Annotated in this window: 15 protein-coding genes; 6 read left to right on the forward strand and 9 right to left on the reverse strand. The window is 71.7% G+C overall.

Annotated elements, in window-relative coordinates; genetic code table 11:
• Positions 1-150 precede the first annotated feature (150 nt).
• Positions 151-2,454 (reverse strand): polysaccharide lyase 8 family protein, encoded by a 2,304-nt coding sequence (locus LG395_RS29505; RefSeq protein ID WP_225811787.1) that lies wholly within the window; start codon positions 2,452-2,454, stop codon positions 151-153.
• 36 nt (positions 2,455-2,490) lie between these two features.
• Positions 2,491-2,997 carry a hypothetical protein gene (locus LG395_RS29510; protein ID WP_171152516.1) on the reverse strand — a complete coding sequence of 169 codons (507 nt, stop codon included), beginning with the start codon at positions 2,995-2,997 and terminating at the stop codon, positions 2,491-2,493.
• A 241-nt stretch (positions 2,998-3,238) separates the two neighbouring features.
• Here LG395_RS29510 and LG395_RS29515 point away from each other — a divergent pair, with 241 nt between their 5' ends.
• A complete protein-coding gene (locus LG395_RS29515) occupies positions 3,239-3,844 on the forward strand; it encodes a YceI family protein (protein ID WP_171159659.1) in 606 nt (201 codons plus the stop codon).
• Between the two features lie 854 nt (positions 3,845-4,698).
• Here LG395_RS29515 and LG395_RS29520 read toward each other — a convergent pair.
• A complete protein-coding gene (locus LG395_RS29520) occupies positions 4,699-5,136 on the reverse strand; it encodes an ATP-binding protein (RefSeq protein ID WP_171152518.1) in 438 nt (145 codons plus the stop codon).
• A gap of 112 nt (positions 5,137-5,248) precedes the next feature.
• Here LG395_RS29520 and LG395_RS29525 point away from each other — a divergent pair, with 112 nt between their 5' ends.
• The gene (locus LG395_RS29525) at positions 5,249-6,070 is read left to right on the forward strand and encodes a helix-turn-helix domain-containing protein (protein WP_225811788.1); all 822 of its coding nucleotides are present in this window, start codon (positions 5,249-5,251) and stop codon (positions 6,068-6,070) included.
• Positions 6,067-6,309 (forward strand): DUF397 domain-containing protein, encoded by a 243-nt coding sequence (locus LG395_RS29530; RefSeq protein WP_225811789.1) that lies wholly within the window; start codon positions 6,067-6,069, stop codon positions 6,307-6,309. The genes LG395_RS29525 and LG395_RS29530 overlap by 4 nt, the downstream gene beginning before the upstream one ends.
• A 10-nt stretch (positions 6,310-6,319) precedes the next feature.
• Here LG395_RS29530 and LG395_RS29535 read toward each other — a convergent pair whose 3' ends face one another.
• Positions 6,320-7,681: a hypothetical protein gene (locus tag LG395_RS29535; protein WP_225811790.1), complete on the reverse strand. Its 1,362-nt coding sequence runs from the start codon at positions 7,679-7,681 to the stop codon at positions 6,320-6,322.
• Between the two features lie 53 nt (positions 7,682-7,734).
• Positions 7,735-10,749: a glycoside hydrolase family 3 protein gene (locus LG395_RS29540; RefSeq protein ID WP_171152524.1), complete on the reverse strand. Its 3,015-nt coding sequence runs from the start codon at positions 10,747-10,749 to the stop codon at positions 7,735-7,737.
• A gap of 124 nt (positions 10,750-10,873) precedes the next feature.
• On the opposite strand from LG395_RS29540, the gene LG395_RS29545 reads away from it, so the two are divergent.
• The 3 genes from LG395_RS29545 to LG395_RS29555 all read left to right on the forward strand — a co-directional run bounded on the left by LG395_RS29545 (position 10,874) and on the right by LG395_RS29555 (position 13,997).
• On the forward strand, positions 10,874-12,739 hold the full coding sequence (locus tag LG395_RS29545; protein WP_225811791.1) for a ricin-type beta-trefoil lectin domain protein: 1,866 nt from the start codon (positions 10,874-10,876) through the stop codon (positions 12,737-12,739).
• Between the two features lie 16 nt (positions 12,740-12,755).
• A complete protein-coding gene (locus LG395_RS29550) occupies positions 12,756-13,244 on the forward strand; it encodes a hypothetical protein (protein WP_225811792.1) in 489 nt (162 codons plus the stop codon).
• 150 nt (positions 13,245-13,394) lie between these two features.
• Positions 13,395-13,997: a GOLPH3/VPS74 family protein gene (locus tag LG395_RS29555; protein WP_171152527.1), complete on the forward strand. Its 603-nt coding sequence runs from the start codon at positions 13,395-13,397 to the stop codon at positions 13,995-13,997.
• Positions 13,998-14,022: 25 nt separating this feature from the next.
• Here the strand turns inward: LG395_RS29555 and LG395_RS29560 are convergent, their stop codons facing one another.
• From LG395_RS29560 to LG395_RS29575, 4 genes are all read right to left on the reverse strand, one after another.
• A complete protein-coding gene (locus tag LG395_RS29560; RefSeq protein ID WP_225811793.1) occupies positions 14,023-14,448 on the reverse strand; it encodes a VOC family protein in 426 nt (141 codons plus the stop codon).
• Positions 14,449-14,461: 13 nt separating this feature from the next.
• Positions 14,462-16,072: a citramalate synthase gene (cimA, locus tag LG395_RS29565; RefSeq protein ID WP_225811794.1), complete on the reverse strand. Its 1,611-nt coding sequence runs from the start codon at positions 16,070-16,072 to the stop codon at positions 14,462-14,464.
• A gap of 284 nt (positions 16,073-16,356) precedes the next feature.
• Complete coding sequence (locus tag LG395_RS29570; protein ID WP_171152531.1) at positions 16,357-17,658, reverse strand: MFS transporter; 1,302 nt, start codon at positions 17,656-17,658, stop codon at positions 16,357-16,359.
• Between the two features lie 60 nt (positions 17,659-17,718).
• The gene (locus LG395_RS29575; protein WP_225811795.1) at positions 17,719-18,327 is read right to left on the reverse strand and encodes a TetR/AcrR family transcriptional regulator; all 609 of its coding nucleotides are present in this window, start codon (positions 18,325-18,327) and stop codon (positions 17,719-17,721) included.
• Positions 18,328-18,344: the final 17 nt, after the last annotated feature.

Consider the following 18,344-nt stretch of genomic DNA (forward strand, 5'->3'; position numbering starts at 1 on the left):
CGACCTTACGAAGGACCCGAAGAAAAGCGAGCCGTCGACTCCGTACAGTCTCCGGCCCGTTTTCCTGGTACCAGTGAACAGAACCATGGCGGCATGCAGGCATTCCGACTGCTCAGGAGGGCGTCTCGTTGTAGGGAGACCACAAAGCCGTCAGCCGAGAGCCAGCTCACATTCGTGGGTGGCACATGCCATCCCCGGAGTGACACGGAGCCTCAGACGGCGGTCAGCCGAAAGGACCTCGACGCCGTCGTCGGCCCGGGTCACCGCGCGCACCGGCCGGTCCCAGACCAGCTCCAGCGGGGCTCCGGTGCGGGGCGGCTCGCTCACACAGAGGGTGGCCGTCCGGCCCCGTCGCACGACGAGCACGCTCGCGCCGGCCGAGACGGTCAGGTCCCCCACCGTACCGGCCCGCCAGAAGGTGCACGCCATCAGGCCCAGCCGGGGGACGGCGACGGCCTGGTGGCCGGCGTCGTTGGCGAGGACGGACAGCCAGTGCCGGTCGGCGGCCCGGGCGGCGGTCTCGGCGCGGGAGGCGCCGGGCAGCAGGACGTAGACGTAGCGGGCGGCCTCGGGGTCGGTGCCGTGGTCGAGCCAGAGGGTCTGCCATCGGCGGGTGCGCCGCTCGTCCGTGCTGGTGGTGTTGATGTCGGACCAGGCGCCGGTGCGGTCCTCGCGGAGGGTGCGCAGCTCGCCGCCGTACGGCAGGAGCCAGCCGCCGTGCTCCTCCAGGTGGGCCCAGTTCCGTCCGCGTACGAAGCCCTGGGCGCCGTCCTCGCCCAGGTTGCGGCTGTCCACCACCGTCTCCACCGGGACGCCGTCGGCGCAGGAGATCCCGGCGCCGAGGCAGACCACGGCGTCGTCGAGGAAGAACCAGGACTTGTGGGCCTCAAGGGTGGAGCCGAGGCCCTTGAGGTGCTGGCCGACCGCCGCGTACGTGCCGTCGGTGGTCCCGCCGACCCAGCGGACGTCCGGCTTGGGGGCGCCCCACTCGCCGCCGGCCCGGTCGGACAGCCGCTTCGTGGACACGGTGGTGCCGGGCAGCCGGTACCAGTCGACGGTGGGCCAGTACCAGTCGGTGTACTGGTCGCTGCGGCCCTGGGGCCACCAGGAGAGCATGCCGGACCCGGTGTGCCAGCCGCGCGGGTTCTCGCCGTTGCCGCACTCGTAGTGGGCGATGCGGTCGCTGGCCATCGCGAGGGCGGCGGTGAAGCGGGGGGTGCGGTGGACGGCGCGGTCCATGGCCGGGAAGAGGCGGTGGCCGAGGGGTTCCGGGGCGGCGGGTCCGGGTGAGCCGGCGATGGCGTGCAGCCGCGCGAGGTCGGCGACGCCGAACTGAGGCGACGTCAGCACCGGCTCGACGGTGTCCCGTTCGATCCAGCCCTTGATCCGGCCGTGCCACCGCTCCCGCTCGGCCGCGCTCGCACCGCCCGCGAGGAGGGCGATGGCGGCGATGAGGGCCTGCCCGTGATAGTGGTCGCCGCGCAGGACGTGCTCATCGTCACTGCGCAGGTAACCACGGCTGATGGCACGGCCGTTGACGCAGTCCATCACCAGCCCGTCGTGGATCAGGGGCGCGTAGGCGTGCTCGACGCTGTCCAGGATGTTCTGCCGGGCGGGGTCGGTGACCTCCCACTCGGACCCGGCGAGCAGGGCGAACAGCCGGCCGAGGCCGTCGAGCAGGACCTGCCCGTACGTACCGGAGTAGGCGACCCAGGTGTGCTGGACGAAGGAGCCGTCGACGTAGAGACCGTCGCCCCGTGTCACGTAGGGGAAGACGGGCGAGAGGGCGTCACGGGCCAGGGTGATCTTCTCCGGACTCCGGCCGAGGATGCCGCGCAGGGCGACCGAGCGGCACAGGTCGACGCGGTTGGCGCCGGTGGAGGTGCCCGAGTAGTCGGTGAGCATGGCGTCCGGGACGAAGTGGTCGACGGCCGCGCAGGCCGCCGTCACGCGGGCGGGGCCGGCCTGCTCGTACAGGGCGGCCGTGATGTCCGTCAGCAGCCGGGGGCTGCCGATCTGCCACTCCCACCAGTTGCCGTAGGGGGTGGTGGCGGGGTTGTAGACGGTGGCGGAGAGGTGGTCGAGCCCGCGCAGCACGTCGGCGAGGAGGCCGGGATCGCCGGTGGAACCGGTGCCGGCCTGGACGTACGCCTGGGCCATGGTCCACAGGCGGCCGTAGCCGAAGGTGATCCCGGAGGGCGGGTCGAAGGGGTGCCCGGGCCACAGCGAGCCGGGAGCGGGGACCATCCCGGCCTGGAACTCCCTCGCCTGCTGCCCGAGTCGGGCGAGCCGGGAGGCGTACGGCTCGGCGGCCGGGTCGTACCCCGCGCCCAGGGCGATGCCGAGCCAGCGGCGGCGCAGCACGTCGTACGGGTCGTCGGCCGCCCGCGCGCCCGGCGCCGGGACGGCGGCGAGGGCGGCGGCCAGCAGCAGCGCGCGTCGGGTCATGCGCATGGGCCCGGCCACCGCCCTCTCTCCTCGGCTCCCGGCTCAGCAGCCGCCGCAGTTGTAGTAGAGGACGTCCCAGTGGCTGCCCTCGTCGGCGTAGATGTTGCCGGAGCCGGACTGGTACTGCGGGGCGCCGTCGCCGCGCAGGCCGATGTAGCCGAAGTTGTTCTTGATGTACGACGTCACGCACGTGTTCTTGCCGTAGTCGAGCTTGTAGCCGTTCCAGTGGGAGTAGGTGCCGGAGGCGTGGCCGGTCTCGGTGCCGCCGGTGATGTTGAGCGCGCAGCCGCTGGCCCGCTTGAGGGTCTGGGCGCCCTGGGCGGTGGCGAGGTTGAGCTGCTCGAAGGAGGTACAGGTGGAGTTGTTGCGGTCGGAGCAGTTGCCCGAGGAGGACCAGGTGATGCCGACGTCGCGGAACATCTGGGTGGCGGTCGCGTGGCTGATCTTGGTGACGGCGAAGGCGTCGGTGGCGGTGCCGAGGACGGCGACGCCGGGGGCGACGACGAGGGCGAGCGCGGTGAGCAGCGAGCGGGTCGTGAGCGGCTTCATGGGGACCTTTCCTGCGGTGGGCCGTGCGTCCTGTGGGTCGGCTGTGCAGGTGGTGCAGGTGGTGCAGGTGGTGCAGCCAGATGGTGCCCGAGCGATCGGCCGGTGCGCCAGAGGGCGGAACCGGTTACTCGACGCGCGCACGCGAACACGCTGCGGATGATGTTGAAAACCGGACCGAATGGGTCTACTGTCTGTTACGCAAGTTGGTTTAACGTTCAACAAGCAGCACAAGGAGCACGCCATGGGAATCTTCAGCCGCAAGGACACCACCCCCGCCCCCGCCGCGCAGGCCGCCGCCGGCCCCGACCTGACCGCGCTGACCGGCGACTACACCATCGACCCGTCCCACAGCACGATCGGCTTCGTCGCCCGGCACGCCATGGTCACCAACGTCAAGGGCGGCTTCCAGGACTTCACCGGCACCCTCCACCTCGACGGCGCCGACCCCGCCAAGTCCACCGCCACGCTCGACGTCCAGATGGCCAGCATCGAGACCGGCAACGCCGACCGCGACGGCCACCTGAAGTCGTCCGACTTCTTCAAGATCGACGAGCACCCGGTCATGACGTTCCGCTCCACCAAGGCCGAGTCCCTGGGCGGCGACGACTACCGCATCACCGGCGAGCTGTCCCTGCTCGGCGTCACCAAGCCGCTCACCATCGACCTGGAGTTCAACGGCGCCGCGAAGGACCCGTTCGGCAACGAGCGCGTCGGCTTCGAGGGCAAGGCCGAGATCCTGCGCTCGGAGTGGGGCCTGACCTGGAACGCGGCGCTGGAGACGGGCGGCGTCCTGGTCTCCGACAAGATCAAGCTGGTCTTCGACATCTCGGCGATCAAGAACGCGTGAGCCTCCGGCAGCCGACGGAGGGTGGGCACGGTGTCCGTCGGCAACAGGTGACCCTCGGTCCGCTCGCTTCCCGGCCAGTGTCGGGCTTCCGCGAGGTGAGTCAAGGGCGCTGCGCGTCGCCTTCGGCGATGGGCCTCCGGCCCACCCTTGACACACCTCGCTCCAGCCCGGGGAAGAAGCGAGCGAGCGGCCCGAAACAGCGGTGGCCCCAGCGGCAACGGGCCCCCAGGCCGGCTACCCCGCCCCGTCGGGAGGGTCACGCGGTCGCGCCTCGCCTGCACGCCGGGTGGGTTCAGCGACTGCGGGTGGCGGGTGGGGCGCGTCCGCGTCTCGCATGGACGCCGGGTCGGCTTGGCGGCGAACGGTGAGCGGGTGGCTGGGGCAACCCCAAGGGGCGGCGGGCCCCTCAGGCGGTGACGGGCGGTTCTGTGCCAGGTGCCGTCGACGAACAGGCAGGTCAGCGGGCTGGGTGGTTGGCGGAAGTGGCCCAAATCCGCCAATCACCGAACCCGTGTGATCTGCGGGGCCCACGGGACTTGCGGGACACTGAGCCAGGAGTGACCCCGCCTCCCCACCCACCGGCCGCACGCCGCCAAGCCGGCCCGGCGTGCTGGCGAGGCGGGACCGCGTGCCCCTGGCGCCGAGTGCGTACGCAGCCGACGCAAGGGCCCGTACCGGTAGGCGGCCACTTTCCCCCGGCCGCCCGCTCGCTTCTTCCCCGTGCTGGAGCGGGCCGGGTCAAGGGTGGGCCGGAGGCCCATCGCCGAAGGCGACGCGCAGCGCCCTTGACGCGGACCGTGGAAGCACGACACTGGCCGAGAAGCGGGCGGCCCAACGGCCACGTCATCCCACGCTCACCGTCGCCGGCCCGGGACGGCCACCTCGTCGCCCCGCACCGTGAACTCGCACCACACGATCTTGCCGGGGCTCCGCTCCCCCACCCCCCACTTGTCCGCGAGGGCCGCGACGAGGAGCAGACCCCGGCCGTGTTCCGCCTCCGCGGCCGGCTCCGGAATCCGGACCTCGCCCGGACCGCTGTCGTGCACCTCGACGCGGAGGACACCGTCCGTGTGCAGGGTCAGCCGGAGGAGGAAGCCCCGGCCCGCGGGCACGCCGTGCAGAAGGGCGTTGGTCGCCAGCTCGCTCACGCAGAGCAGTACGTCGTCGCTGCGCTCGGCCGTGGCCCAGTCCCTCAGGGCCTCATGGGCGAAGTCCCGCGCGAGCCGTACCGACCTGCGGTCCCGGCGGTAGAAGGCCTGGCGTGTGCGGGGGTGTCGGGGTTCTGCGTTCATGCCGCGAGTGTCACTGTGCGTCACTACACTGGGTCAGTGAGTGAGGTCGTAGTCCTCATTGCTACGAGTCCACTACGAGAGCTTGGCGTGCATACGGGGGAAAGGAACGGCCATGCACGTGGCATCGAGGCCCAAGAAGGTCGGTTCGTGGTACGCGGTCGGCGCGCTGGTGGCGCACTTCCGGAAGAAGGCGCGCCTCACACAGGAGCAGTTCGCGGAGTCGGCGAACCTCGCGGTCGACACGGTGAGGTCGATCGAGCAAGGGAGGCTGGCGCTCCAGCCGGATCGCGCCGAGCAGTTCGATGAACTCCTCGACACGGGTGGGGCGTTGACGGTGGTGGTGGCCAAGCTGCCGGTACGGGACCGGATCGTTCAGTTCGCGCAGGGGCTGGTGGATCATGAGCAGGAGGCGGTGGGCGTCCTCTCGTACCAGAGTCTGGCGGTTCCGGGGCTCCTCCAGACACCTGAGTACTGCCGCGCCGTGTTCGACTACCGGTACCCGGCGATCGGGAGCGAGACAGCTGAGCAGTGGGTGCAGGCCCGCATGGAACGACAGTTGATCTGGCAGCGGGACAGGCCACCGGTGGGGCACTTCATCCTGGAAGAGAGCATCCTGCGGCGGGAGGTCGGCGGCCCGGAGGTGATGCGTGCGCAGATCCGGCAGATCCTGGAGTACACGCGACCCATTCACATGAGCTTCCAGATCATGCCCATGCACCAGAGGCCTCACGCGGCACTCGACGGGCCCATGGTGCTCCTGGAGACCCGGGAGCACGAACGGCTGGTCTACCTGGAAGTCCAGCGCGCGAGCTTCCTCGTAGATGACCCGGAAGAGGTCAGCGACTATTACCACAAGTATGGGATGCTGCGGTCACAGGCGCTCTCCTGCGACAAGAGCGAGCGCCTTCTGACGGGACTGCTAGGAGAGTCATGAAGACCGCAGCACTGGCATGGTTCAAGTCGAGCTACAGCGGTAGTGAGGGCGGCGACTGCGTCGAACTCGCGTACACCTGGCGTAAGTCCAGCTACAGCTCCAGCGAAGGCGGCAACTGCGTAGAAGTAGCCGCCCACCCCACCACCATCCACATCCGCGACTCCAAGACCACCCCCGGCCCCACCCTCACCCTCTCCCCCGCCACCTGGACCCGTTTCCTCGACGGCATCGCCCGCTGAGCGAGCCCGCTCAGAAGTCCCCGCCGAAGTCCCCTCCCCCGCCCCCGCCGTCGAATCCGCCTCCGTCGCCGAAGCCGCCGCCGAAGTCGCCGGGGTCGAAGTCGGTGCCGGAGACGTCGCCGCCCTCGTAGCCGCCCCCGCCGAAGTCGCCGCCGAAGTCGCCGTATCCGGTGCCGTAGTCGGCGGCGTACGACGGGGTCGCCATCACGCTGCCGAGCAGGGTGCCGACGAGGAGGCCGGGGAGGAGGCCGCCGCCGAAGTAGCCGCCGGCCCAGGGGCCGTAGGCCGGGCCCGCGTCCCAGTAGGGGCGGCGGCCGTAGTCGGTGTCGACCTCGCGGATCACCGGGTCGCGGCCGTCGGCCAGACGGGTGGCGTCGGCCGCGCAGACCGGGACCTCGCGCGGGGCTCCGCCGGGCGGGGTCCAGGTGGCGTCGGTGACGGAGGGGCCGTGCCGGGGGTCGAAGAAGCAGGGCGGGCGGCGCTCCGGGAGCGGGCGGCCCTCGCGGCGGGCGGCCAGCTGGGCGAGGGAGAAGCGGCCGTCCTCCACCGCCTCGGTGACCGACCGGACGTCCTCCGGTCTCCGTGCCGCGGCCATGCGCTGCTTGGCGGTCTCGTAGGCGTCCAGCGCGCGCTCGTAGTCGGCGCGCATCGTGTCGTCGGCGCCCGCTTCCGAGGGGTGGAAGTCCAGGCGGTCGAGTTCCTCGCCGAACGCGGTGATGTCCTCGTCCACGACCACCCGCAGCCGGTCCAGCGCGGCCCGCTGCTCGTCCTCGCGGCGCCGGCGGTTGCGGCGGACCAGCGCGTAGGCGCCCCCGCCCGCCGCCACCAGGACGGCGGCCGTCGTGATCAGTGCGGTGGTGGAGCCGCCACCGGCGGCCGAGCCGCCCCAGCTGCGGGGGGCGTGGCCGCCCATGTTGGCCAGGGCGCGGTCGGTGAAGTCGGTGAGCTGCGCCTTGGCGTCCTCGCCCTGGACGCTGCCGACCAGGTTCTGCCGGGCCGTGGCCGACATGACGGAGGAGTCGGCGCGGGCGTCGAAGCGGTCGCCCAGGCGGATGCCGTAGAGGCCGGTGACGCCGGTCGCGGAGCGCAGGTCGGCGAAGAGGTTCCCGGTGGGGTATCCGGCCGGGAGGACGGCGATGAACAGGGGTTTGTCGGCGTCCTTGATGCGGGTGGCGAGGGTGTCGGCGTCCGCGGCGGACAGCTGGTCCCGGGCCGCGGGGTCGACGTAGACCGGGCTCTTGCGCAGCGCCTGGGCGATCGTGGAGACGCTGGTGTCCGCGCTCACCCCGGGCGCGAACAGGGTCGTCAGCGCCAGGGCGAGGGCGGCCAGCAGCAGAGCGGGGAGGCTTCGGGTGCGCGGCACGGCCTTCATACCTTGAAACTACCCGAAGCCTCCCCAAACCGGTCACTCGTCCCGCGTCGGGATCAGACCGCCCGGTACGCCTCCTCCAGCTTCTCCACCGCCTTCCCGTACCTGCCGGTCAGCAGCAGGTGGTCGGCGTCGGCGAAGGGCTTCGCCACGGCGGCCGTGAGGTGGCCGTCCGCCTTCTGCTGGACGAGCAGCCGGGCCTGGGTGACCAGGGCGCGCCCGCTGCGGGCGTCGCGGTGCCGCTCGGCCTTCGCCGCCCGCACGGCGAGGTCGCGCAGGGTGGCCGTACCGCCCTTCGGGACGTCGGTGCGGGTGGTCAGGCCCCAGCCGTACGGGAACTGCGGGTCGTACGCCGTGTCGCCCACGTTGATCGGCAGCTGCGCCTCCGACTTGGGCCAGGTGACCGGGAGCTGTCCGGTGAAGGGGCGCTTGCCGTAGAGGACGTCGGCGACGCCCTCGCCCTCGGTGCCGGGCAGCCAGGACGCGACCAGGGCGTCGATCTCGCCCAGCCGGTCGCCGACGAGCTGCGGGCGGCCGGAGACGATCAGCACCGCGCACTTCATGGCCGCGCACACCTTGTCGACGGCGGCCTGGTCGGCGGCGGACAGGGACAGTGAGTGGCCGTTGCCGACGTCGCCGACGCCCTCGGCGTACGGGGTCTCGCCGACCACGACCACCCCGACGTCGTAACCGCCGGTGGGAGCGGAGGCGTCCTTGGAGTAGGTGACGTTCCCGCCCGCCTCGCGCAGGCCCTGGAGGATGGTCGTACCGGGGACGGTGTTCCCGGACGCGCCCTGCCAGGTGAGGGTCCAGCCGCCGGTCTGGTTGCCGATGTCGTCGGCGTTGGAGCCGGCGACGTACACCTTCTCGCTCTTCTTCAGCGGCAGCAGCCCGCCCGCGTTCTTCAGCAGCACCTGCGACTCGGCGGCGGCCTGCCGGGCGACCTCCCGGTGGGCCGGGGAGCCGATGGCGGCGGCCCCGCTGGTGTCGGCGTACGGGTGCTCGAAGAGGCCCAGCTTGAACTTTTCGGTGAGGATGCGGGAGACGGCGTCGTCGATCCGCCTCTCGCTGATCCGGCCCGCCTTCACCTCGTCGGCGAGCGCGGCGCTGAACTCCTTGTAGGTGTACGGCACCATCATCATGTCGACGCCCGCGTTGACCGAGGTGCGGACGTGGGACGCGTAGTCGCCGGGCAGCTGGTCGATGGCGTTCCAGTCGCTGATGACGAAGCCGTCGAAGCCCATGCGGCCCTTGAGCACGCCGTTGATCATGTCGCCGCGGGCGTGCATCTTCACCGCGCCCTTGCCGTCGCCGGCGATGTCGAGGGAGGAGTACGACGGCATGACCGTGCCGACCCCCCGCTCGACGGCCGTGCGGAACGGCGCGAGGTGGATGTCCTCCAGCTCCTGGCGGGTGACCTTGGTGACGCCCTGGTCGATGGTGTACTTCCCGGTGGTCGAGGAGCCGTACGCGGTGCCGCCGTCGCCGACGAAGTGCTTGGCCGTGGCGAGCACCTTGTCGTCGCGCCCGAGGTCCTGGCCGCCGGCGCGGCCCTGGAGGCCCTGGATCACGGTCTCCATGGACTGCACGAGTGCCGGGTCCTCACCGAAGGACTCGTAGGAGCGGCCCCAGCGTTCGTCGCGGCTCACGCACAGGCAGGGCGCGAAGTCCCAGGGGACGCCGGTCGCGCGGACCTCGGCGGCCGTCACCGCGCCGGTCCGCTGGGCCAGCCGGGGATCGCGGGTGGCGCCGATGCCGACGTTGTGCGGCATGACCGTGGCACCGGAGAGGTTGTTGTGGCCGTGGACCGCGTCGACGCCGTAGACCAGCGGGATCTGGAAGCGTGTCGCCTGGGTCCGCAGCTGGAAGGCGTCGATCATCTTCGCCCAGGCCGCGGGCGTGTTGGGGGTGGGCGTCGAGCCGCCGCCGGAGAGCAGGGAGCCGAGGGCGTAGGCGGCGATGTCGTTCGGCTGGGTCATGGCGCCGCGTTCGGCCTGGGTCATCTGGCCGGCCTTCTCCGCCAGGGACATCCGGCCCAGCAGGTCGGCGACCCGCTTCTTCACCGGCAGCTTGGCGTTCAGGTACGGCAGCCCGTGCGCGTCGATCACGACCTGCGGGGTCTCGGCGGGGGCCTTGGCACCGGTGACCGTGAGCTTCAGGGGGACGGTCTCGGCGGGTTCGGCCGCCCGGTCCCGGCGGGTGGGCACGGCGATGGTCCGCGCGGTGCCGGAGGCGGTGCCGGCCGGGAAGGTGAGGGTGCCGGAGACGGGGGTGTAGTCCTGTCCGGCGGTCGCGGTGCCGTCCCCGGTGGTGTAGGTGACGGTCACGGGGTCGGTCAGGGGCTGCTCGCCGGTGGTGGCCACGGTGACCCTGACCTTCGCCGTGCCGCCCTCCTCGACCGGGTACACGGGCGCGTCGGTGCCGACGGAGGCGTGCAGCGCCTGGTCGGCCCTGCCGTACAGCTCCACGTCGTCCATGGCGAAGTCGCCCTTGGCGCCGGCCGGGAGGGTCAGGGCGTAGCCCCACATCTCCTTGAGGCCGAGGACGTGGTCGATGCCGCCGACGGGCTGGTAGTCGGTGCGGTAGGCGAAGCCGGTGAAGGGGAGCTGGATCTGCTTCCAGCCGGTGAAGTCGTCGGTGAAGGAGGTCGTCCACAGTTCGGACGCCTCGCCGTTCGCTCCGCCGTCCTTGATCTCGAAGGGGATCCTCTTGCCGGTGTTCCGCCCCTCCCACCAGAACCGGATGCCCTGGTGGGCGGACCAGTCGTGGGCGGGCGCGGTGGCGGCGAAGTCGTGGGTGAAGCCGCCGTAGCCGCTGATGTCGTAGCTGCCGGCGAGGACCTTGCCGCCCTCGGGGGCGTCGGCGCGGTCGGCCAGGCGGAGCGTGGGCGGGTCGTCGGAATCGCCGCCCCAGGTGAAGATGCCCTCGGCGGGCTGGGAGGCGAAGGGCACCTCGCCCTCGAAGCGGTCGACGGGTACGGGGGCGGGCTCGTCGGCGGCTCGCGCGGTCGCCGCCCAGGGCAGCAGACCGGCGAGGAGTGCGGCGGAGGCGAGCAGGGCGGTTCTTCGCATGGACCTTCCCTCGGCTCTCGTGGTTCACTCAGGGCTTAGCTCACGCCGTGAGTTAACTAGGGGCACACACCCCCGTCAAGACGACCCGTCAGCTCCGCCGATCCGAGAGGAAGGGCGACGCACCATGAGGAGATCCCCCCGCGCAGTCCGGCTGTTGCTCGCCGGGCTGCTCTCCGCAGCCGGTCTCAGTGTGGCCGTACCCCCCGCGCACGCCGCCGGTGAGCAGGTCACCGCCTGGCTCACCACCACCGACGACGCCGCCGGCCGGCACGTCGTGCGCGGCCTGCAGCCGCAGACGCCGTTCGCCTTCCAGTCCGGGACGGGCGGCAGCGGCGAGAACATCACCGTCGACGAGAACACCCGCTACCAGACCTTCACCGGCGGCGGCGCGTCCTTCACGGACACCGCCGCCTGGCTGATGAACAGCAGCGGGGCGCTGTCCCAGGCGACCCGGGACGCGACCATGCGCAAGCTGTTCTCGCCGACGGACGGCATCGGACTGTCGTTCCTGCGCAACCCGATGGGCGCCTCGGACCTCGCCCGCTACGGCTACACCTACGACGACGTGCCGGCCGGGCAGAGCGACCCGTCCCTGGCGAAGTTCTCCCTCGCGCACGACCTGGCCGACGTCGTCCCGCTGACCCGGCAGGCGCTCCAGCTCAACCCGTCCCTGACGGTGATGGCCTCACCGTGGACGGCACCGGCCTGGATGAAGGACAGCGGATCGCTCAACGGCGGCTGGCTGAAGGCCGAGGACTACGGGGCGTACGCCTCCTACTTCGTGAAGTACCTCCAGGGGTACAAGGACCAGGGGATCAACGTCTCCTACGTCACCGCGCAGAACGAACCGACCTGCTGTTCCGGCTATCCGTCGATGAGCTGGAACGCGAGCGGCCTGGCGTACTTCACCAAGAGCGAGCTGCTGCCCAAGCTCCAGGCGGCCGGCCTGACCACCAAGGTGCTGGCGCACGACTGGAACTGGGACGTCTACGACTCCTACGCGGCCCAGACCGTGGACGACCCGGCCGTGCGCAACCACCCCAACTTCGGCGGCATCGCCTGGCACGGCTACGGCGGTGACATCGCCAAGCAGACGGCCGTGCACAACCAGTACCCGGCGCTGGACGCCTTCGGCACCGAGCACTCCGGCGGCACCTGGATCGCCGACCAGCAGCGCGAGGACATGTCCAACATCATCGACTACACCCGCAACTGGGCGAAGTCGGTGACCAAGTGGTCGCTGGCCGTGGACCAGAACATGGGCCCGCACAACGGCGGCTGCGGCACCTGCACCGGTCTGATCACCGTGCACAACGGCGACGGCGCGAGCGGGACCGTGGACTACACCGTCGAGTACTACGACATGGGCCACCTGACCAAGTTCGTCCGCCCCGGCGCCCAGCGCATAGCCTCCACCGCCTCCACCACGGTGCCGAACGTGGCCTGGCGCAACCCGGACGGCGGCAAGGCGCTGATCGCGTACAACGACTCCTCGTCGGCCCGCACCGTGACCATCAACTGGGGCTCCCAGCACGCCACGTACTCGCTGCCCGGCAACACCTCGGCCACCTTCACCTGGTCCGGCACCCAGTCCGGCGGTGGCGCCAGGACCGGCGCCTTCGTGGGCCTCGCCGGCAAGTGCCTGGACGTGGCGGGCGGTTCGAACGCCAACGGCACGGCCGTGCAGCTCTACGACTGCAACGGCAGCGCGGCCCAGCAGTGGACCGTACAGGCCGACGGTTCGGTGCAGGCGCTCGGCAAGTGCCTGGACGTGGCCTCCGGTTCGACGGCGGACGGCGCCAAGACGCAGTTGTACGACTGCAACGGAACCGGTGCCCAACGGTGGTCGTACAACGCCGCCACGGGTGATGTGGTGAACACGGCGGCGAACAAGTGCCTCGACGTCACCGACAACTCCTCGGCGAACGGGGCCCGGGCCCAGATCTGGTCGTGCACCGGCGCCGCCAACCAGAAGTGGACCCTGCGGTGAGGCGGTAAGGCGGGACATGCGACGTACGGGGGCCGTGGCGGCGGGGATCGCCGGCGGGATGCTGCTGCTCAGCGGCTGTGGCGCCGCCGACCTGCCGCTCGCGGGGGTGCGGGCCGCGCCGGACGGGACGCCGTACGCGGTGTTCCGTCCGTGCGGTGACGACGGCTACCGGGGCCCGGCCCTGGACGGGCGGGCCCGGAGCGCCGGGAAGGGCCCGGTCACCACCGGGTGGGACGTGCGCAAGGACGGCCTGCGCGGCGACGCCGACTTCCCCCTGTTCGACCCGCCCCCCGCCTGGCACGCCCGCCACCGGGGCGCCCGGCACCTCCTGCCCCGGCACCGCTACGTCCTCCGGTTCGGGCACTACGCCGGGGGCGGCTCGTACAACGGGGTCGTGGAGTTCACCGGCGAGCGGATCGGCCGGCTGAAGCCCGGCCAGGTCTGGGCGGACGACCGGGCGATGAGCCTCGCCGCGTTCGAACGGCTCGCCGCCGACTCGTGCTGAGCGGCGGCCACCGGGCGGCTGGGGGACGATGAAGGGGCCGGCCCCCGGCCGGCCGGCGAACCGCGCGGCATCGGCGTCCGGCCGCCGGCCCGCCGGAGTCCCATCCGAACGACCCCGGCCGTAGCCGGCGGCCGGTGACCTGGAGCCCTCATGACGACACCGCAGGACCTGTTCCTCGTCAGCCTGGACGTACCGGGCGAGCACCCCGTCGAGCAGGGCGACCTGTCGCTGGCGCTCGCCGGTGCGGAGCTGATCGACCTGCTGGGCGCCCGCGCGCTCACCCTGGACGGTGGGCGCATCGTGCCCGGGCCGGTGCTGACCACGGGCGACCGCCTGCTGGACGAGGCCGGGGCGAAGCTCGTCCGCGAGGAGCCGTACGAGACGGTCGAGGACTGGCTGTGGCGGCGCGGCGAGGGGCTGGCCGTGGCCTACCGGGACGTCCTGGAGGCCGACGGGCAGCTCACCGGGAAGCGCCGGCACTGGTGGCCGGGGCGGGGCGGGCCCGAGACCCCGGCCGACACCGCCGCGCGGCGGCACGCGACCGACCGCTGGGACTCCCACGACCCGGTGCTGACGGGCCTCGCGGGCACGCTGGGCATCGAACCCGACCGGGCGGCCTCCTCCGGACTCGACGACGAGGCGGTGGTCACCGTCCTGGCGACGGTCGGCGACGCGGTCACCGAGCTGGAGGCGGTGCGCGAGCGGCGCCGCATCGAGAACATCGCCTTCGACAACATCTGGCGGGCGCCCTGAGCGGCGCGGGACCGGCCGGCCGGCGTCACAGGATCAGCTGGCCGATGCCCAGCAGGTTGCCCTCGCTGTCCCGGAACCACGCGCCCCGCTCCGCCCGCGCGCCCTTGCTCGGGTAGTTGCCCTCGATCTCGGCGATGCCGTCCCGGGTGCGCAGGCCGGGCACGTCGACGTCCTGGAACTCGACGCCCCGGCGGCGCAGCTCGGTGACGGCCGCCTCGATGTCGTCCACCTCGAAGGCCATCTGGGTGAAGGTGCCGGGCGAGGCCCCCGTCGAGCGGAACACGACGAAGTCCGCGCCCGCGCAGCGGTACAGCAGCCCGCCGGGCCGTTCGTCCACCGGGTACAGGCCGAGCTTCTCGGCGTAGAAGCGGCGGGCCCGGTCCAGGTCCCGGGCCGGCAGCCGGGTGGCGACGCGGGCCCGGGACAGCACGTCCTGGTCTTGTGAGGTCATGCCTCCACTGTGGCTACTCGGCGGGCTCCACGCCCGCACGGAGGAGGCCGTACGTGTACGCGTCCTCCAGGGCCTGCCAGGAGGCGGCGATCACGTTCTCGGCCACGCCGACCGTGGCCCACTCACCGGAGCCGTCCGAGGTGGAGATCAGCACGCGGGTGGTGGACTGGGTGCCGTGCTTGCCCTCCAGGATGCGGACCTTGTAGTCGACCAGGTCCAGCTTGGCGAGCTGCGGGTAGATCTTCTCCAGGGCCACGCGCAGGGCGCGGTCCAGGGCGTTGACGGGGCCGTTGCCCTCGGCGGTGGCGACGATCCGCTCGCTCTTGGCCCACAGCTTCACCGTGGCCTCGTTGGCGTGGGTGCCGTCGGGCCGGTCCTCGACGATGGCCCGCCAGGACTCGACCTCGAAGTACTTCAGCGGCCTGCCCTCGGCCTCGGCGCGCAGCAGCAGCTCGAAGGAGGCGTCCGCCGCCTCGTAGGTGTAGCCCTTGAGCTCGCGTTCCTTCACCCGCTCGACCACCCGGCCGACCAGCTCCCGGTCGCCGCTCAGGTCGATGCCCAGCTCCTTGCCCTTCAGCTCGACCGAGGCGCGGCCGGCCATGTCGGAGACGAGCATGCGCATGGTGTTGCCGACCAGCTCGGGGTCGATGTGCTGGTACAGGTCGGGGTCGACCTTGATGGCGGAGGCGTGCAGACCGGCCTTGTGCGCGAAGGCGGAGACGCCGACGTACGGCTGGTGGGTCGAGGGCGTCAGGTTGACGACCTCGGCGATGGCGTGGGAGATGCGGGTCATCTCGCGCAGCCGGCCCTCGGGCAGCACCTTCTTGCCGTACTTCAGTTCCAGGGCGGCGACCACCGGGAACAGGTTGGCGTTGCCGACGCGTTCGCCGTAGCCGTTGGCCGTGCACTGCACGTGGGTGGCGCCCGCGTCGACGGCGGCCAGGGTGTTGGCGACCGCGCAGCCGGTGTCGTCCTGGGCGTGGATGCCGAGCCGGGCGCCGGTGTCGGCGAGGACGGTGGAGACGACCGCGTTGACCTGGGCGGGGAGCATGCCGCCGTTGGTGTCGCAGAGGACGACGACGTCGGCGCCGGCTTCCGAGGCGGCGCGGACGACCGCCTTGGCGTACTCGGAGTTGGCGCGGTAGCCGTCGAAGAAGTGCTCGCAGTCCACGAAGACGCGGCGGCCCTGCTCGCGCAGGTACGACACGGTGTCGCGGACCATCTCCAGGTTCTCGTCCAGGGTCGTGCGCAGCGCCAGCTCCACGTGCCGGTCGTGCGCCTTGGCGACCAGGGTGATCACCGGGGCACCGGAGCTGAGCAGTGCGTTGACCTGCGGGTCCTCGGCGGCCGTGCTGCCGGCGCGGCGGGTGGCGCCGAAGGCGACCAGCTGGGCGTGGCGGAAGTCGATCTCCGCTTGCGCGCGGGCGAAGAACTCCGTGTCGCGGGGGTTCGCGCCGGGCCAGCCGCCCTCGATGAAGCCCACGCCGAACTCGTCCAGGTGCCGGGCGATGGCGAGCTTGTCCGCGACGGTGAGGTTGATGCCCTCGCGCTGCGCGCCGTCGCGCAGCGTGGTGTCGAAGACGTGGAACGAGTCGTCGAGCTCGCTGTTTGCCGTCTCGGTCATGTCTCAAGGCTCCTGTGGGAAATCTTCGGTCTTTACCGGAATGACCGGCTCCACCGTTCCTCCATGCTCCCTCGCGCTCCGTCCCCGGCTGAGGGTGGGCCGGAAAACGAAAAAACCCCTCGCTGGTGCGAGAGGTCTGCGCGCGGGTCGAGGACGACGGTGGCCACCCGCACCTGGTCGGTCGAGGTGGTCACTGCGGACCGGCGCGCCTGCTGCCGATAATCATGGCGAACGAGAGCACGGGGGCAGTCTGGCACAGCTCCGCCCCCGGCTCACCGACCGTCTCAGGATGCGGTCGTCACGCTGGACTCCGCGCGGGCCTTCACGCGGGCCAGATCCAGGTCCTTGGTCTCGCGCATGGTGACGTACACCACGAGGGAGACGGCGGCGCAGCCGGCCACGTACCAGTAGAAGCCGGACTCGATGCCGCCCTTCTTGAACCACAGGGCGACGTACTCGGCGGTGCCGCCGAAGAGGGCGTTGGCGATGGCGTACGGCAGGGCGACGCCGAGCGCGCGGACGCCGGTCGGGAACAGCTCGGCCTTCACACAGGCGTTGATGGAGGTGTAGCCGGTGACCACGACCAGCGCGAGCAGGGCGAGGCCGAGGGCGGGCCAGTAGCCGTCCGCGTGCCTGAGCAGCGTCATGATCGGAACCGTCAGGAAGGTGGAGCCGACGGCGAACGTGATCAGCAGCGGGCGGCGGCCGATGCGGTCGGACAGGGCGCCCGCGAGCGGCTGGAGGCAGGCGAAGACGATCAACGCGGTGAACGAGACGAGCGTGGCGGTCTCCTTGGACAGCCCCGCCGAGTTGGACAGGTACTTGGTCAGGTAGGTGGTGTACGTGTAGTACGCCACCGTGCCGCCCATGGTGAGCGCGATCACCAGGAACGCCTCGCGCCGGTGCCGCCACAGCGCGCGCAGCGTGCCGCGCTCCTCGGTGTGCGAGGCGTCCTCCTCGTACACCTCCGTCTCCAGCATGGTGCGGCGCAGGTAGAAGACGACGGCCGCGCCGAGCGCGCCGACGACGAACGGGATGCGCCAGCCGTAGCTGTGCAGGGCGTCGTCGGACATCGTGCGCTGCAGGACGATCTGGAGGCCGAGGCCGGCGATCTGGCCGGCGGTCATGGACACGTATTGGAAGCTGGAGGCGAAGCCGCGCCGCCCCGGGTCCGACGCCTCGGTCAGATAGGTGGCGCTGGCCGCGTACTCGCCGCCCACCGACAGGCCCTGGAGCAGGCGGGCGACGAGCAGCACGAGGGCTCCTCCGTAGCCGGCGACCCCGTAGGTGGGGGCGACGGCGATGAGGATCGCCGAGGCCGACATGAGCGTGACGGTCAGGGTCAGCGCCGCCTTGCGGCCCTTGCGGTCACCGACCCTGCCCAGCAGCCAGCCGCCGACGGGGCGCATGAAGAAGCCGACGGCGAAGATGCCGGCGGTGTTCATCAGCTGGGCGGTGGGGTTGCCGCTGGGGAAGAAGGCGCCGGCGAAGTACGTGGCGAAGCTCGCGTACACGAACCAGTCGAACCACTCGACCATGTTGCCCGCCGAGCCGACCCAGATCCTCTTCCAGTGTTGTCGTCCCATGGGCCGTTACCTGCCCGCGCGCGGAGGAAACGATTCCGATGCGCCGCCGGACGTGCGCCGTCAGGGGGCCGCGGCGAGCCCGTCCTCGATGAACTCCCGGACGTGCGCGAGGACTTGTCCCCTGTCCGTGCCCCGCAGCCCGATCGCCACGTGGATGGAGAACCCGTCCAGCAGCGCGCGCAGCCTCGTCGCGAAGCGGTCCGCGTCCACCGGGCGGAACTCCCCCCGCGAGATCCCCTCGGCGATCAGGGCGACCAGGTCGCGGTGCCACGCGCCCTCGATCGCCGCCTGCCGGGCCCGCGCGTCCTCGTCGGCGTTCTGCGAGCGGTTCCAGACCTCCAGCCACAGGGTCCAGTGCGGGTCGCGGTGCCCGTCGGGGACGTACAGGTCGACGTACCCGGACAGCCGCTCCCGCGCGCTCCCGGGACGGGCCAGCAGCCGCCCCCGTTCCGCGCCCAGCCGGCCCTCGCTCCACTCCAGGGTCCGGAGCAGCAGCTCGTCCTTGGAGCGGAAGTAGTACAGCAGGTGGCCGCTGCTCATGCCGACCTCGCGGCCCAGCCCCGCCATGGTGAGCTTCTCCAGACCGCGCTCGGCGATCATGTCCATGGCGGCGGCGAGGACCTCCTCGCGCGGCGGCGCGTTCCTGCGCGCCCGGCCCGCACCGGTCATTCTGCCGCTCCCGTGTG

The organism is Streptomyces spinosus, from assembly GCF_020400655.1.
GTDB lineage: Bacteria > Actinomycetota > Actinomycetes > Streptomycetales > Streptomycetaceae > Streptomyces > Streptomyces argyrophylli.